Annotated in this window: 12 protein-coding genes and 3 tRNA genes; 4 read left to right on the forward strand and 11 right to left on the reverse strand. The window is 71.4% G+C overall.

What is annotated here, in order from left to right; all coding sequences use genetic code 11:
• Positions 1–157 precede the first annotated feature (157 nt).
• A complete protein-coding gene (gene purD, locus MTQ01_RS02760) occupies positions 158–1,420 on the reverse strand; it encodes a phosphoribosylamine--glycine ligase (protein ID WP_247486676.1) in 1,263 nt (420 codons plus the stop codon).
• 420 nt (positions 1,421–1,840) lie between these two features.
• Between purD and MTQ01_RS02765 the strand changes: the two genes are divergently transcribed.
• Positions 1,841–2,581 (forward strand): SLATT domain-containing protein, encoded by a 741-nt coding sequence (locus MTQ01_RS02765; protein WP_247486677.1) that lies wholly within the window; start codon positions 1,841–1,843, stop codon positions 2,579–2,581.
• Positions 2,582–2,813: 232 nt separating this feature from the next.
• On the opposite strand, the gene MTQ01_RS02770 is transcribed toward MTQ01_RS02765, so the two are convergent.
• From MTQ01_RS02770 to MTQ01_RS02810, 9 genes are all read right to left on the reverse strand, one after another.
• On the reverse strand, positions 2,814–3,461 hold the full coding sequence (locus tag MTQ01_RS02770) for a hypothetical protein (RefSeq protein ID WP_247486678.1): 648 nt from the start codon (positions 3,459–3,461) through the stop codon (positions 2,814–2,816).
• Between the two features lie 157 nt (positions 3,462–3,618).
• Positions 3,619–3,694, reverse strand: a tRNA-Gly gene (locus tag MTQ01_RS02775).
• A gap of 167 nt (positions 3,695–3,861) precedes the next feature.
• Positions 3,862–4,494, reverse strand: coding sequence for a response regulator transcription factor (locus MTQ01_RS02780; protein WP_247486679.1), 633 nt, complete (start codon positions 4,492–4,494; stop codon positions 3,862–3,864).
• Positions 4,491–5,984, reverse strand: a complete 1,494-nt coding sequence (locus MTQ01_RS02785; RefSeq protein WP_247486680.1) for a histidine kinase — start codon at positions 5,982–5,984, stop codon at positions 4,491–4,493. The genes MTQ01_RS02780 and MTQ01_RS02785 overlap by 4 nt, the downstream gene beginning before the upstream one ends.
• Before the next feature lie 52 nt (positions 5,985–6,036).
• Positions 6,037–6,828 carry an ABC transporter permease gene (locus tag MTQ01_RS02790; protein WP_247486681.1) on the reverse strand — a complete coding sequence of 264 codons (792 nt, stop codon included), beginning with the start codon at positions 6,826–6,828 and terminating at the stop codon, positions 6,037–6,039.
• Complete coding sequence (locus MTQ01_RS02795) at positions 6,825–7,835, reverse strand: ABC transporter ATP-binding protein (RefSeq protein WP_247486682.1); 1,011 nt, start codon at positions 7,833–7,835, stop codon at positions 6,825–6,827. Before MTQ01_RS02795 ends, MTQ01_RS02790 begins: the two co-directional genes overlap by 4 nt.
• A 364-nt stretch (positions 7,836–8,199) precedes the next feature.
• Positions 8,200–8,272 (reverse strand) — tRNA-Gly (locus MTQ01_RS02800).
• A 71-nt stretch (positions 8,273–8,343) separates the two neighbouring features.
• A tRNA-Gly gene (locus MTQ01_RS02805) sits at positions 8,344–8,415 on the reverse strand.
• 144 nt (positions 8,416–8,559) lie between these two features.
• Positions 8,560–8,877: an Lsr2 family protein gene (locus MTQ01_RS02810; protein ID WP_247486683.1), complete on the reverse strand. Its 318-nt coding sequence runs from the start codon at positions 8,875–8,877 to the stop codon at positions 8,560–8,562.
• A 382-nt stretch (positions 8,878–9,259) separates the two neighbouring features.
• Here MTQ01_RS02810 and purS point away from each other — a divergent pair, with 382 nt between their 5' ends.
• Genes purS through purL form a run of 3 tightly spaced genes read left to right on the forward strand, consistent with a single transcriptional unit; the run spans position 9,260 to position 12,521 of the window.
• A complete protein-coding gene (gene purS / locus MTQ01_RS02815) occupies positions 9,260–9,529 on the forward strand; it encodes a phosphoribosylformylglycinamidine synthase subunit PurS (protein ID WP_247486684.1) in 270 nt (89 codons plus the stop codon).
• Positions 9,526–10,212: a phosphoribosylformylglycinamidine synthase subunit PurQ gene (gene purQ, locus MTQ01_RS02820; protein WP_247486685.1), complete on the forward strand. Its 687-nt coding sequence runs from the start codon at positions 9,526–9,528 to the stop codon at positions 10,210–10,212. The genes purS and purQ overlap by 4 nt, the downstream gene beginning before the upstream one ends.
• Entirely contained in the window at positions 10,212–12,521 is a 2,310-nt protein-coding gene (gene purL / locus MTQ01_RS02825) for a phosphoribosylformylglycinamidine synthase subunit PurL (RefSeq protein WP_247486686.1), read from the forward strand. The genes purQ and purL overlap by 1 nt, the downstream gene beginning before the upstream one ends.
• 150 nt (positions 12,522–12,671) lie before the next feature.
• Here the strand turns inward: purL and MTQ01_RS02830 are convergent, their stop codons facing one another.
• Positions 12,672–13,262: a PH domain-containing protein gene (locus MTQ01_RS02830; protein WP_247486687.1), complete on the reverse strand. Its 591-nt coding sequence runs from the start codon at positions 13,260–13,262 to the stop codon at positions 12,672–12,674.
• Positions 13,263–13,298 lie beyond the last annotated feature (36 nt).

Raw genomic sequence — 13,298 nt, forward strand, 5'->3', positions numbered from 1 at the left:
ATGGCTTTGGGTAGAGGTGTTGCGCATCCGCCTCCGCCGGAGGTGTCCGGCTATCGACGCATTCGATCAACTCCGGCACGGCCCGGAGAAGTTGACCGGACCCGCGCCCCGGCGGCCGACCGAGCGATCCGAGGGACGACCGCGCGCCCCGACCGGCTTAGCCCTCGGCGGCCGCGCGGGCGATGTCCCCGCGGTGGTGCGAACCCTCCAGTGAGATCCGGCCCACCGCCCGGTACGCGCGTTCCCTCGCCTGTGCCAGGTCCGCGCCGGACGCCGTCACGGACAGCACCCGGCCGCCGTCGCTCAGCACCCGACCGGAGTCGTCGGTCCTGGTGCCGGCGTGCAGGACGTACGCGTGCGGGGCGTCCTGCGCCGCCACCTCGGCCAGGCCCTCGATCACATCGCCCTTGCGCGGCGCGGACGGGTAGTTCTCGGCGGCCACCACGACGGTGACCGCGGCGCCGTCGTCCCAGCGCAGCGGCGGGAACTCGGCCAGCCGGCCGGTGGCGGCGGCGTACAGCAGCCCACCCAGCGGGGTCCGCAGCCGGGCCAGCACGACCTGGGTCTCCGGGTCGCCGAAGCGGGCGTTGAACTCGATGACGCGCACACCGCGCGAAGTGATCGCCAGCCCGGCGTAGAGCAGGCCGGAGAAGGGCGTGCCGCGTCGCCGCAGCTCGTCGACGGTCGGCTGGAGGACGGTCTCCAGGACCCCCTGCACCAGGCCCGGCTCGGCCCAGGGGAGAGGCGAATACGCGCCCATGCCACCGGTGTTGGGGCCCGCGTCGCCGTCGTGGGCGCGCTTGAAGTCCTGTGCGGGCTGGAGCGGCAGGACCGTCTCGCCGTCGGTCACCGCGAACAGCGACACCTCGGGGCCGTCCAGGAACTCCTCGATCACCACGCGCGCGCAGCCCGCGGCGTGCTCGGCGGCGGCCTCGACGTCGTCGGTCACCACGACGCCCTTGCCCGCGGCGAGCCCGTCGTCCTTGACCACGTACGGCGCGCCGAACGCGTCGAGGGCGGAGGCCACTTCCTCGGCCGTGGTGCACACGTAGCTGCGGGCCGTGGGTACGCCGGCGGCGGCCATCACGTCCTTGGCGAACGCCTTCGACCCCTCCAGCTCCGCGGCACGCGCCGACGGACCGAAGACGGGCACGCCGCGCTCGCGCACCGCGTCGCCGACCCCGGCGACCAGCGGCGCCTCAGGGCCGACGATCACCAGATCGTGCTCGGTCAGGCCGAGTTCGCCGGCGAGGGCGGCCACCGCCGCGCCGTCGAGGGCGTCCACCCGGTGGAGGGTGGCCACCTCGGCGATCCCGGCGTTGCCGGGGGCGCAGTGCAGCGCGGTGACGTCGGAATCGAGGGAGAGGGAGCGGCACAGGGCGTGTTCGCGGGCGCCGCCGCCGATGACGAGGACCTTCACGCACCGAAGCCTAGTGGTCCGCCGCGGCCGGTCGGTCCGGCGGTCTGCGGTGTGGGACGGCGCCCAGGAGACCCGGGCGCGGGGGCCGGCGCGAGGACGGGCGCGGAGGTGTGGCGGAGGGGTGGTGAGCGGCCTGTGCGACCGGTCGTACCTACCACGGGTGAGCCGCGGTGGACGGTTGTTGACGCCCACTCTTTCGAGTGAGGTGCAGGCGTCGTCGCCGCCCTGCTGAGCGGCGATTCTGGGCCTGCCCGTTCCCGAACGCCCAAGCAGCGAAACGGTTTTGGGGGTAGAAATGAGGGTTCCGTGTGGCCGTTCGCCCAGCAGTGTGCGCGGCGGATTGCCGCTAAGTGTGAAAAGCGACGTGCTCGGCCATCATGAGTGGCGGTGGGAGCGCGTTCTGTTGTGGGGAGTGGGCGGGTGACTCAGCCGGAGATGCGTCCCGAGGGGGCCGGCAAGGACCGCAGGGGCGAGCTGCTCGGTCAGGCTTTTCCGCTCGGCGACTGGGGAGAGCCCGCCGAGCGGCTCGACGAGCTGTACCAGTGGGTCGAGCAGCGCGCCCTGGAGACGGTCGACTGGTATCTCGCCGACCGCACCCACAAACGCCGCCTCGCCCGGCTGCTGCGAGCCGGGACGGCGGCCGGCCTCGCCGGGGGCGCGGTGCTGCCCGTCCTCGAACTGGCCGGTGTTCTCGGTGCGTTGCTCACCCCGCTCGCCTGGGGCTACCTCTCGCTGGTGGTAGCCGTGCTGTGCGCGGGCGCCGACCGCTGGTTCGGGGTGACCTCGGGCTGGATGCGCGATGTGGCGACTGCCCAGGCCGTGCAGCGCCGGCTGGAGGCGCTCCAGTACGAGTGGGCCACCGAGTCGGTGCGCGAGGTGCTCGGCCCGGCGGAGGGCACCGCGGCCGAGGCGGCGGAGCGCTGCCTGGGCACCCTGCGCAGGTTCAGTGAGGAGATCTCCGAGCTGGTACGGGCCGAAACGGGCGACTGGATGGTCGAGTTCAGAACGGGATCGGTTCCGCTGCTCACCCAGTCCGTCGCCAACTCCGGGCCCGCCCGCAGGCCCGAGGCCGCGGGTGCCCTCGCGGCCTCGCGCTTCCCGATGCCCCCGGGCACCCGGCCCAACATGCCGCGCCAGCGCCCGCCGGAGAACCCGCGCTGAGCAACGGGCGCCGAGCACCCGGGCGCCGAACAACCGGCGCCCGCGCCGAGTTCCGGAGCCCGCGAGGCGGCGTCGCACGCCCGCACGCCCGCACGTACGCACAGGCGCACGCCCCGCACGTACGCCGGTCGGCGCCGTACGACCTGCGGTCCCGCGGGAGCACGGGCGGTGCGGAGCCGGTGGCCGACGCCCGGGCCGACCGGGCACCAGGGGCCCGGTCGCCTCGGGGTGCTCAGGAGAAGAGGATCATCGACCCCTGCGCGAGGCTGCGGGTGGCCGCCGCGTGCAGGCCGAGCCAGACGTGCCGCTCGCGCGCGTACGGGCCGCCCTCCTCGGTGGGCAGCGCCGGCTCCTCCAGCTCCGTCGGCCCGGGGGGAGCGGCCGGCGGCGCGGGAGGGTTGGCCGGGTCGATGCCCAGGCTCGGCGCCACGGTGTGGAGCTCCCGCAGCAGACCGTGGCTGGACCCCAGCGGCCCGCCGCCCTCCAGGAGTTCGTCGTTGCTCAGCGGCGCCGCGAAGTCCACCGGGACGTACGCGCCGGCGTGGTCGAAGTGCCAGACCAGATGGGACTGCTGGGCGGTCGGCTCGAACATCTCCAGCAACTGCTCGTAGTCGCTGCCCAGTTGGTCCACCGGGGTGACCTCCAGCCCGCAGGCGAGCAGCAGGTGCGCGCGGCGCAGCAGATGCAGCGCGTCGTAGTCGAAGCCGGCGACCGGTGCCACCTCTCCGGTGAGGCCCGGCATGTAGCCGTGCACCGGGACCGGGGGCAGCCCCGCCTCGTTCAGCGCCTTGTCGTAGACCGCCAGTTCCTCGGCGAACGGATTGTCGGGGCTCTGGCACAGCACGTCGACCAGAGGAACCAGCCACAGATCACACGCCAAGGGGCACTCCCACTCCGTGAGGACAGTCGGACCAGCGTAGTGCCCGGCCTACCCGCGACGAAGGGCGTCAACCGGCCACGCCGTGCACCGGACCGCACCGGCGGTGGGCGCGGACATGCGAAAGGCCCGGTCTGCGGAAGACCGGGCCTTTCACTTCTGGAGCGGACGACCGGGTTCGAACCGGCGACCTCAACCTTGGCAAGGTTGCGCTCTACCAGCTGAGCTACGTCCGCGCGTGCGGACAACTATAGCCCTCTTTCGCGGGTGCTCCGACCACGCCCGGGAACAGCTCGCGGCCGCCCAGCCGCCTGCGACCTCGGCGACCCGTCCTGCGACCTCGGCGACCCGTCCTGCGATCCGCCGGCGGCTTCGGCGCCGCCGAGCAGCTCCCGTTCGCCCGCTACAGCCAGCCGCGTTCGCGGGCGGCGCTGGCCGCGGCGTGCCGGTTCTCCACGCCGAGCTTGGCCACGGCGGAGGAGAGGTAGTTGCGCACGGTGCCCGGTGCGAGAGAGGCGCGCCGGGCGATCTCGGCGACGGTCGCCCCGTCCGAGGCGAGTTCCAGCAGCTCCGCCTCCCGCGCGGTCAGCGGGGAGTCGCCGGCGCTGATCGCGTCGGCGGCCAGCTCGGGGTCGACGTACCGGCCGCCGGCGTGCACGGTGCGGATGATCTCCGCCAGCCGCTGCGCGGAGACGGTCTTCGGCAGGAAGCCGCGCGCACCCGCGGCGAGCGCCTGCTTCAGATGACCGGGCCGGCCGTGGCCGGTGACGATCATCGTGGCGCAGCCCGGGATCTCGGCTCGGATCATCCGGACCACCTCGACGCCGTCGGCACCGGGCATGTTCAGGTCCAGCACCGCCACGTCCGGCCGGTGCGCCCGGGCCATGGCCATCGCCTCGGTGCCGGATCCGGCCTCCGCGACCACCACCAGGTCGTCCTCCAGGGACAGCAGCGCGGCCACCGCACCGCGGATGAGGTGTTCGTCGTCGGCCAGCAGCACCCGCAGCTGCCCGTCGGTTTGCGCCTGCCCGTTCATCGCCCGTCCGTTCCCGCTCTGCCGGCCTTCGTCCCGTACGCGCCCCCGACAGCAGTATCGGCGGCACTGCTTCCCCCACCGGCCCCGTTCCCGCCGCCGGCCTCGTTCCCCCCACCGGCACTGGTTCCCCCGCCGGCGCCGTTCCCGCGTTCGCCGAAGCCGCCGCGGCCGTCCTCGGAGGACGCGTCGGCGGAGACCGGGATCTCGGCGCGCAGGACGAACACCTCGTCGTCCGGCGGAAGTCGGTCGTCCCAGACGCCGTGGCTCCAGCTGCGGCCGTCGCCGGTCGGCTCCGCCGGGTCGGGTGTGCTGAGGGTGCCGCGCAGCGCGCTGAGCCGCTCGCGCAGTCCGATCAGTCCCGCGCTGCGGCCGTTGCCCGAACTGCCGATGCTGCGTGCCGCCTTCACGTCGCGCACACCGTCGTTGACCAGGGTCAGCACCGCGGCGTCGGGGTGCTCGGTCAGCCGCAGCCGGATCACGCAGCGGCTGGCGTCGGAGTGCCGGAGCACGTTCGTCGCGCCTTCCCGCACCACCCAGCCGAGCGCGGCGCGCACCGACTCGGGGAGCGCGGTGTTGGGGTCGGCGTCGATCTCGCACTCGATGCCCGCCGCGCGCAACACGCCCCGGGCGCCCGCGAGTTCGTTCAGCAGGCTGGTGTCCCGGTAGCCGCGCACGACCTCCCGCAACTCCGACTGGGACTCCCGGGCGATCCGCTGCACCTCGACCATCTGGTCGAGCGCCGCACCGGAGGCGGCGCCCTTGCGCTGCGCCAGCTGTACGGCCAGCTCGCTCTTGAGCGCGATGACCGAGAGGTTGCGGCCGAGCACGTCGTGCAGATCGCGGCCGAAGCGCAGCCGCTCCTCGGCGACCGCGAGCCGGGCCTGTGCGTGGCGGGCCTCGTCCAGCTCCATGACCGCGGCCAGGATCCAGCCGGAGGCGCGGCCGGCGAATCCGCCCGCCAGCCCGCACCAGAGCGTCATCGCGGCGTACACCGTGACCAGCCGCGCCGGGCTGCCGGCCAGCAGCGCCATCCCCGCGACGATCGGCGTCGCGGCGAGCACCAGCCGGCCGAATTCGCTGGGGCGCAGGTTGAGCGAGAGCGACATCGCGGCCATGATCATCACGACGCTGGAGAGCGTCGTGACCCCGGTGAGCTCCCTGGTCATGTCCGCGGACTCGAACGCCAGCAGCACTCCGACGATGACGGCGGCGCCGGCGGCGTTCGTCCACATCATCGCGGTGGGCCGGTCGCGCCGGTCCAGCATCCAGTCGAGGCACCGGCTGCTGGTGATCTGGCAGAGCGCCGCGTGGGCGACGACCAGCAGGCAGACGACGGCGATGCCCCAGCGCGGCTCGACGGCCACCGCGAGGCTGAAGCCGACCACCACCTCCAGCAGGGCGAAGAAGTTGAAGGTCCAACGGGTGTAGAGCTCGATCCGGTCGGGGTCGCTCTTCCGGTCCCACCAGGCCGTCAACTTCTTCGCCGCCACGCGTCCCACTCCCTGCTGTTCCGCCGTCGTCCGCGTCACCGTGCCGAAGACCCTAGCTGCGCGGTTCCCAGCGGAACCACCGGCGTACAGCCAACACCGAGCCGACTGCCCAGGCCAGACCGATCACCAGCGCGGCTGCGATGTCGCCGCCCTCGAGGGTTCCGGCCCAGCCGCCGCGGACCAGTTCCATGACCGGGCTCAGCGGGAGGAAGCGGCAGATCTCGGCGAGCTTGTCCGGCAGGACCTCCAGCGGCACGAAGACGCCGGAACCGAGCATGCTCACCATCATCATCGGCAGCGGGATCAGCTGGGCCGACTCCGTCGTACCGGCGAACCGGGAGGAGAGCGCGGCGAGCGCCGACATCATCACCAGGCCGAGCAGTACGCCGACCACCACCAGGTCGAAGCGCTGCGGCGCCTCCAGGTCGAGCACGGCCGCGCCGCCCACCAGCAGCAGTACGGACTGCACCAGCGCCACGATCATCGACGGCAGCGCGTTGGCCGACAGCAGTTCGGCGTCGTTCGCCTCACCGGTCCGCAGCCGCTTGAGCACCAGCTCCTCGCGCCGCGCCACGTAGACGCCGACGAGGTTGGAGTACACCGCGAAGATCAGCACGAAGCCGATCGACGCCGGCACCAGCACCGTGCCCACCGTCAGACCGGTGCCGGCCAGGTCCAGTTCGTCGGCCGGCTGCCGCATCGCGAAGGTGAAGATGACCGGCAGGAACAGGACCGTGAACAGTGACGCCTTGCTCCGCAGCAGAAGCGTCAGCTCCGCCCGTCCCAGCGCCGTGATCCGGCTCAGTGTCGAGACCCGTCCGTGTGCGACTGTCGTCGTGGTCATGCCCTCACCCCGTTCTGCGGGCCCGCGGCCCACGCCATTGAGTCGTCGGCGGCGGCGTCGCTGTTCGCGTCGCCCCCGAAGTGCAGTTCGTCGCCCTGCCGGGCCAGCGACAGGAACGCCTCCTCCAGCGAGGCGGAACGCGCGTCCAGATCGGCCAGTTCGACACCTTCGTCCGCCGCCCAGCCGAGCAGGATCGTCAGCGACTGCTGGAGGTGCTGGGTGCGGACCTCGGCGCGACGTCCCTCGACGGCGACCGGAAGCGTCAGCGGCAGCCGTGCCGGAGCCACGTTCGGCGGCAGGGTGAAGCGGATGCGCGCGGGCTGGTTGGCGACCACCTCTGCGGGGGTGCCGGCGGCGACGATCCGTCCCTTGTGCATGATCGCCAGCTGGTCGGCGAGGCGCTCGGCCTCTTCCAGGTAGTGCGTGGTGAGCAGCACCGTGGTGCCCTGCTCCTTGAGCTCGCGCACCAACTTCCAGGTGTCCGCGCGGCCTTCGGCGTCCATGCCGGTGGTCGGCTCGTCCAGGAAGAGCACCTCGGGCCTGCCCATGACGGCCAGCCCCAGGTCGAGCCGGCGGCGCTCACCGCCGGAGAGGAGCTTGACGCGTACGTCGCGGCGGTGGGCGAGACCCACCAGTTCCAGGACCTCGCCGGTCGGACGGGCCCCGCTGGTCAGCCCCGCCCACATCCGGGCGGTCTCGGCGACCGTCAGCTCGGAGGGGAAGCCGCCCTCCTGGAGCATCGTGCCGGTGCGCGGCCGCACCCGGCTGCGCTCGCGGTACGGGTCGTGGCCCAGCACCCGGATCTGTCCGGCGGTCGGCTTCTCCAGGCCCTCCAGCAGCTCGACCGTGGAGGTCTTGCCCGCGCCGTTGGTGCCCAGCAGGGCGAAGAGCTCGCCCCGGCGGACGTTCAGGTCGATGCCGCGCACCGCTTCGTATCCGGCCTCGCCCGACGGTCCGTACCGCCGACGCAGGCCGCTGACCTCGATGACTTGCTCGGTGTGTGTCATGCCTCCAGCGTCGCGGCCGGTGCGGCGCCGGGGCAGTGCCTGCTGTCACGAGCTGATCTGACATCCGTCACACGGGCGCGGTGACTCGTGTCAGACCCCCGGGTCAGCGGCGCCCGTCGTCGTCCTCGCGTTGCCGGCCGGCGCCGCTGAGCAAGACATAAGCGGCCACCACTACACCGACAAGGAAGATGAACCAGGTCATGCTCATGGGAAAGTTCGTCCTTTCGTGCTGATCGTGGTGGCTTACCGTCGCCGGCGGTGAAGAAGCGCGGGACGGAGTGGGCGCATTTGATGAACGGAGAGTTTCACGGCTGCGGACAGACACAAAGGAACCCGATCCGAAGATCGGGTTCCTTTGGTTTTGAGCGGACGACCGGGTTCGAACCGGCGACCTCAACCTTGGCAAGGTTGCGCTCTACCAGCTGAGCTACGTCCGCACTCCACACGGCTCTCGCCGTGTGGTGCAGCTGCCACTCTACCTGATCGAACAGGCCATTTGAGCGGCTTGAGCGGGTGACAGGAATCGCACACTGCGCCTCCCCCTTGGAAAGAGGGCGCTCTACTACTGAGCTACACCCGCACGACCTGCGGTCCCGGGCTCCGCCCCGGTGGGCCGGTGCCCGCTCTCGCGGTGCGTTCCAGACTCTAGCGGATCACCCGGGGTGCTTTGCAAGTCGGCTGCCGCACTGCTTGCGGTCGACCGCCCCGGCCGGGCCGCCGACGGTCAACTCGCGGCCCTGAACGCCTCGTAGACCTTGGACGGGATGCGGCCGCGGGCCGGCACCTCGTGGCCGTTGGACTGGGCCCAGGCGCGGACGGCGCGCGGGTCGGGCGCGACGGCGGTGCGGGTGTACGCCTTGCCGGTCCGCGTCTTCTTCCGGGCGGAGCGAACGTACGGAGCGAGAGCGCCGCGCAGCCGCTTGGCGTTGTCCTTGCTCAGGTCGATCTCGTAGACCTTCCCGTCGAGGCCGAAGGTGACCGTCTCGGACGCCTCGCCGCCGTCGATGTCATCGGCGAGAGTCACTACGACGCGCTGTGCCACGAATATCGGTCCTTTCGGGAGGAACGCCGTCGGGTAATCGATCGGCGAACATCACGCTGCGGTGCGGCGATACGACTTTGCATGGAGTGTGTCTGCAAGTGCGGGCCGCTCATTTCTTTCTGCCGCGACAATCCTTGCATGAAACGACGACCAAATTCACCCCCAAGTACGGGGGTAATCTCAGGAGTCGGCATTCGCTGCCTCTTCCGGGTGTCGTTAATCGAGTCCCGATATCTGTCCGTGATCATGCCCGATCCATATCTACTCGCGTAGAAAATCCCGGCGGGTACGCTGAACGCGCAGCCTGGGGAGTCGATGGGCACTGTGCCCGGAGGCAAACGAGGCCATGGGCAACCAAGCATCAAGATCACCAGGAGTACCTGTGGCTCGCGTCGTAGTCGACGTCATGCTCAAGCCGGAGATCCTCGACCCGCAGGGCCAGGCGGTGCAGCGTGCGCTGCCGCGCCTCGGATTCGAGGGCATCGCGGACGTCCGCCAAGGAAAGCGCTTCGAGCTCGAGGTGGAGGGCCCCGTCGACGACGCCGCCCTCGCCCGTATCAACGAGTTGGCCGAGACCTTCCTCGCCAACACCGTGATCGAGGACTTCACGGTCCGCGTGGAAGAGCACGAGGAAGAGACGGCCACCGCATGACGGCACGTATTGGCGTCGTCACCTTCCCCGGTTCTCTCGACGACAAGGACGCACTTCGCGCGGTGCGTATCGCGGGCGCCGATCCGGTGCCCCTGTGGCATCGGGACACGAGCCTGCACCAGGTGGACGCGATCGTCCTGCCGGGCGGATTCAGCTACGGCGACTATCTGCGCTGCGGCGCGATCGCCCGCTTTTCCCCCGTGATGCAGACGGTCATCGAGCAGGCCCGGGCCGGCATGCCGGTCCTCGGAATCTGCAACGGCTTCCAGGTGCTGTGCGAATCGCACCTGCTGCCCGGGGCGCTGACCCGCAACGACCACATGCACTTCGTCTGCCGCGACCAGAAGCTGCGGGTGGAGAACGCCGACACCGCCTGGACCGTCGACTACTCGGCGGGCCAGGAGATCACCGTTCCGCTGAAGAACGGCGAGGGCGGCTACGTCGCCGACGAGCGCACGCTGGACGAGCTGGAGAGCGAGGGCCGTGTGGTCTTCCGCTACCTCGACGGCAACCCCAACGGCTCCCGCCGCGACATCGCCGGCATCACCAACGCGGCGGGCAACGTCGTCGGGCTGATGCCGCACCCCGAGCACGCGGTCGAGTCCCTCACCGGACCGACGACCGAAGGGCTCGGCTTCTTCACCTCGGCGATCACGACGCTCAAGAAGATGGTCCACGCCTGATGAGTTCCGACATCCACAGCTCCCCGCCGCAGACCCCCGCCCCGCCGCAGGCGTCGAGGCTCGACACGACCGAGCACGCCGCCGCCACCCCCGACACCGAGCTTCCCTGGGCCGAACTCGGCCTGAAGGAGGACGAGTACGCGAGGGTGCGCGAGATCCTCGGTCGCCGTCCCACCGGCGCCGAGCTCGCCATGTACTCCGTCATGTGGTCCGAGCACTGCTCGTACAAGTCGAGCAAGGCGCATCTGCGCCAGTTCGGCGAGAAGGCGCCGCACTCGGACGCCCTCCTCGTCGGCATCGGCGAGAACGCCGGCGTCGTCGACATCGGCCAGGGCTACGCGGTCACCTTCAAGGTCGAGTCGCACAACCACCCGTCCTACGTCGAGCCCTACCAGGGCGCGGCCACCGGCGTCGGCGGCATCGTGCGCGACATCATCGCGATGGGCGCCCGCCCGGTCGCCGTCGTCGACCCGCTGCGCTTCGGCGCTCCCGAGCACCCCGACACCCGCCGCGTGGTGAGCGGCGTGGTCGCCGGCATCGGCGGCTACGGCAACTGCCTGGGCCTGCCCAACATCGGCGGCGAGGTCGTCTTCGACTCCTGCTACCAGGGCAACCCGCTGGTCAACGCCGGCGCCATCGGCGTGATGCGGCACGAGGACATCCACCTCGCCAAGGCCGCGGGCACCGGCAACAAGGTCATCCTCTACGGCGCCCGCACCGGCGGCGACGGCATCGGCGGCGCCTCCATCCTGGCCTCGGAGACCTTCGAGGACAGCTCGGGCAAGCCCGCCAAGCGCCCCGCGGTGCAGGTCGGCGACCCCTTCCAGGAGAAGCTCCTCATCGAGTGCACCCTGGAGGCTTTCGCCGAACGCCTGGTGGTCGGCATCCAGGACCTCGGCGCCGCCGGACTCTCCTGCGCCACCAGCGAGTTGGCGTCCAACGGCTCGGGCGGTATGCGCGTCGAGCTGGACGACGTACCGCTGCGCGACTCCACGCTCTCGCCCGAGGAGATCCTCATGAGCGAGTCGCAGGAGCGCATGTGCGCGGTCGTCGAGCCCTCGAAGGTCGAGCGCTTCCTCGCCATCTGCGAGAAGTGGGACGTCACCGCCACCGTCGTCGGCGAGGTCACCGACGGCGACCGGCTGGAGATCTACTGGCACGGCGAGAAGATCGTCGACGTCGACCCCCGTACGGTCGCCCACGAGGGCCCGGTCTACCAGCGCCCGTACGCCCGTCCCTCCTGGCAGGACGCCCTCCAGGCGGATGACGCCGGGAAGCTGCCCAGGCCGGGCGACGGCAAGGAGCTGCGGGAGCAGGTGCTGCGGCTGGTCGCCTCGCCCAACCAGGCCGACAAGAGCTGGATCACCAGCCAGTACGACCACCTCGTCCAGGGCAACACCGTGCTCGCCCAGCGCGAGGACGCCGGCATGGTCCGGGTCGACGAGGAGACCAACCTCGGCGTCGCGCTCGCCACCGACGGCAACGGGCGCTACGCGAAGCTCGACCCGTACACCGGTGCGCAGCTGGCGCTCTCCGAGGCGTACCGCAACGTCGCCGCCACCGGCGCCGTACCGCTGGCCATCACCGACTGCCTGAACTTCGGCTCCCCCGAGGACCCGGACGTGATGTGGCAGTTCGTCGAGGCCATCCGCGGGCTGGCGGACGGCTGTCAGCAGCTGGGCACCCCCGTCACCGGCGGCAACGTCTCGCTGTACAACCAGACCGGCGAGACCGCCGTCCACCCGACCCCGGTGGTCGGCGTGCTCGGCGTGATCGACGACGTCAGCCGGCGCACCCCGATCGCCTTCGAGCAGGAGGGCCAGCTGCTCTACCTGCTCGGCGACACCCGCGAGGAGCTCGGCGGCTCCGCCTGGTCCCAGGTCGTCCACGACCACCTGGGCGGGATGCCGCCCGCGGTGGACCTGGAGCGCGAGCGGCTGCTCGGCGAGATCCTGGTCGCCGCCTCCCGGGACGGCATGATCGACGCCGCCCACGACCTGAGCGACGGCGGCCTCGTCCAGGCCGTGGTCGAGTCCTGCCTCAAGGGCGGCAAGGGCGCGCGGCTGGTGGTGCCGGACGGGATCGACCCGTTCGTCCTGCTGTTCTCCGAGTCGCAGGGCCGCGCCGTGGTCGCGGTGCCGCGCAGCGAGGAGGTCAGGTTCAACGACATGTGCGGGGCCCGGGGCCTGCCGCTGACGCGCATCGGCGTCGTCGACGGCGATGAGGTCGAGCTCCAGGGGCAGTTCAGCATCCCGCTGAGCGAGCTGCGCACCGCGCACCGGGAGACCATTCCGGCCCTCTTCGGCTGAGCCGGGTCACCCCGAGCACACGACGAGCGGGCCCGGCCCTCGGATTCCGAGGGCCGGGCCCGCTTCGTGGTGCAGCCGTGCGTGCGGTGCGCGCGCCGCGTGCTGTGTCCGGTGTCCTGCGTCCGGTCCGACGCCGGGGCGCGGTCGCGGTCAGTACGAGGGCGGCATCATGCCGGGGCCGCCGGGCCCGGGGCCGTACCCGCCGGGGCCGCCGTAGCCGGGCCCGGGGCCGTAGCCCATCTGCTGGCCGCGCTGCTCCTCGTCGATCTGCCGGTAGATCAGGCCCTTGAACCCCTCGGGGTCCGGGACGTGCCGCAGCGTCATCATGCCCTGCTCGGAGGCGGACTGGATGTTGAGCGTGCCCTGCCGCAGTATCCGCTCCCACAGCGACGCCTTGAACGAGACGTCGTTGACGCGGGAGAGCGGAATGCTCCGCCCGGTCTTGGTCAGGAAGCCGGTCCGCTTGTGCAGCCGCTTGGTGGTGAGGATGTAGAGCGTGCTGCGGAACTTCAGCAGCGGGATCAGCCAGAACCACAGCGAGGCGATCACCGCCCCGCCCAGCACCACGTACCCCGCGATGTCACTCCAGTCCTCACTGCCCGGCACCACCCACAGCAGTGCGCCGGCGATGATCCAGATCAGACACAGGACGATGAACTCGCTGACCATCTCCGTCCAGTGCTGACGGGTCTGGTACACCAGCGCCTCGTCCTCGGCGAGGTAGCGCTCCGCATTACTCATGCCCGGAATCCTGGCACAGCCCGCGCTTCCCGCCTA

The sequence above is a fragment of the Streptomyces sp. XM4193 genome, from assembly GCF_023072595.1.
Lineage (GTDB): Bacteria > Actinomycetota > Actinomycetes > Streptomycetales > Streptomycetaceae > Streptomyces.

Bases quoted from the DNA above. Each gene is read 5' to 3' on its own strand.
- purQ (WP_247486685.1), top strand. From the start codon at position 9,526: ATGACGGCACGTATTGGCGTCGTCACCTTCCCCGGTTCTCTCGACGAC.
- purL (WP_247486686.1), top strand. From the start codon at position 10,212: ATGAGTTCCGACATCCACAGCTCCCCGCCGCAGACCCCCGCCCCGCCG.
- MTQ01_RS02795 (WP_247486682.1), bottom strand. From the start codon at position 7,835: ATGACACACACCGAGCAAGTCATCGAGGTCAGCGGCCTGCGTCGGCGG.
- MTQ01_RS02830 (WP_247486687.1), bottom strand. From the start codon at position 13,262: ATGAGTAATGCGGAGCGCTACCTCGCCGAGGACGAGGCGCTGGTGTAC.
- MTQ01_RS02780 (WP_247486679.1), bottom strand. From the start codon at position 4,494: ATGAACGGGCAGGCGCAAACCGACGGGCAGCTGCGGGTGCTGCTGGCC.
- MTQ01_RS02790 (WP_247486681.1), bottom strand. From the start codon at position 6,828: ATGACCACGACGACAGTCGCACACGGACGGGTCTCGACACTGAGCCGG.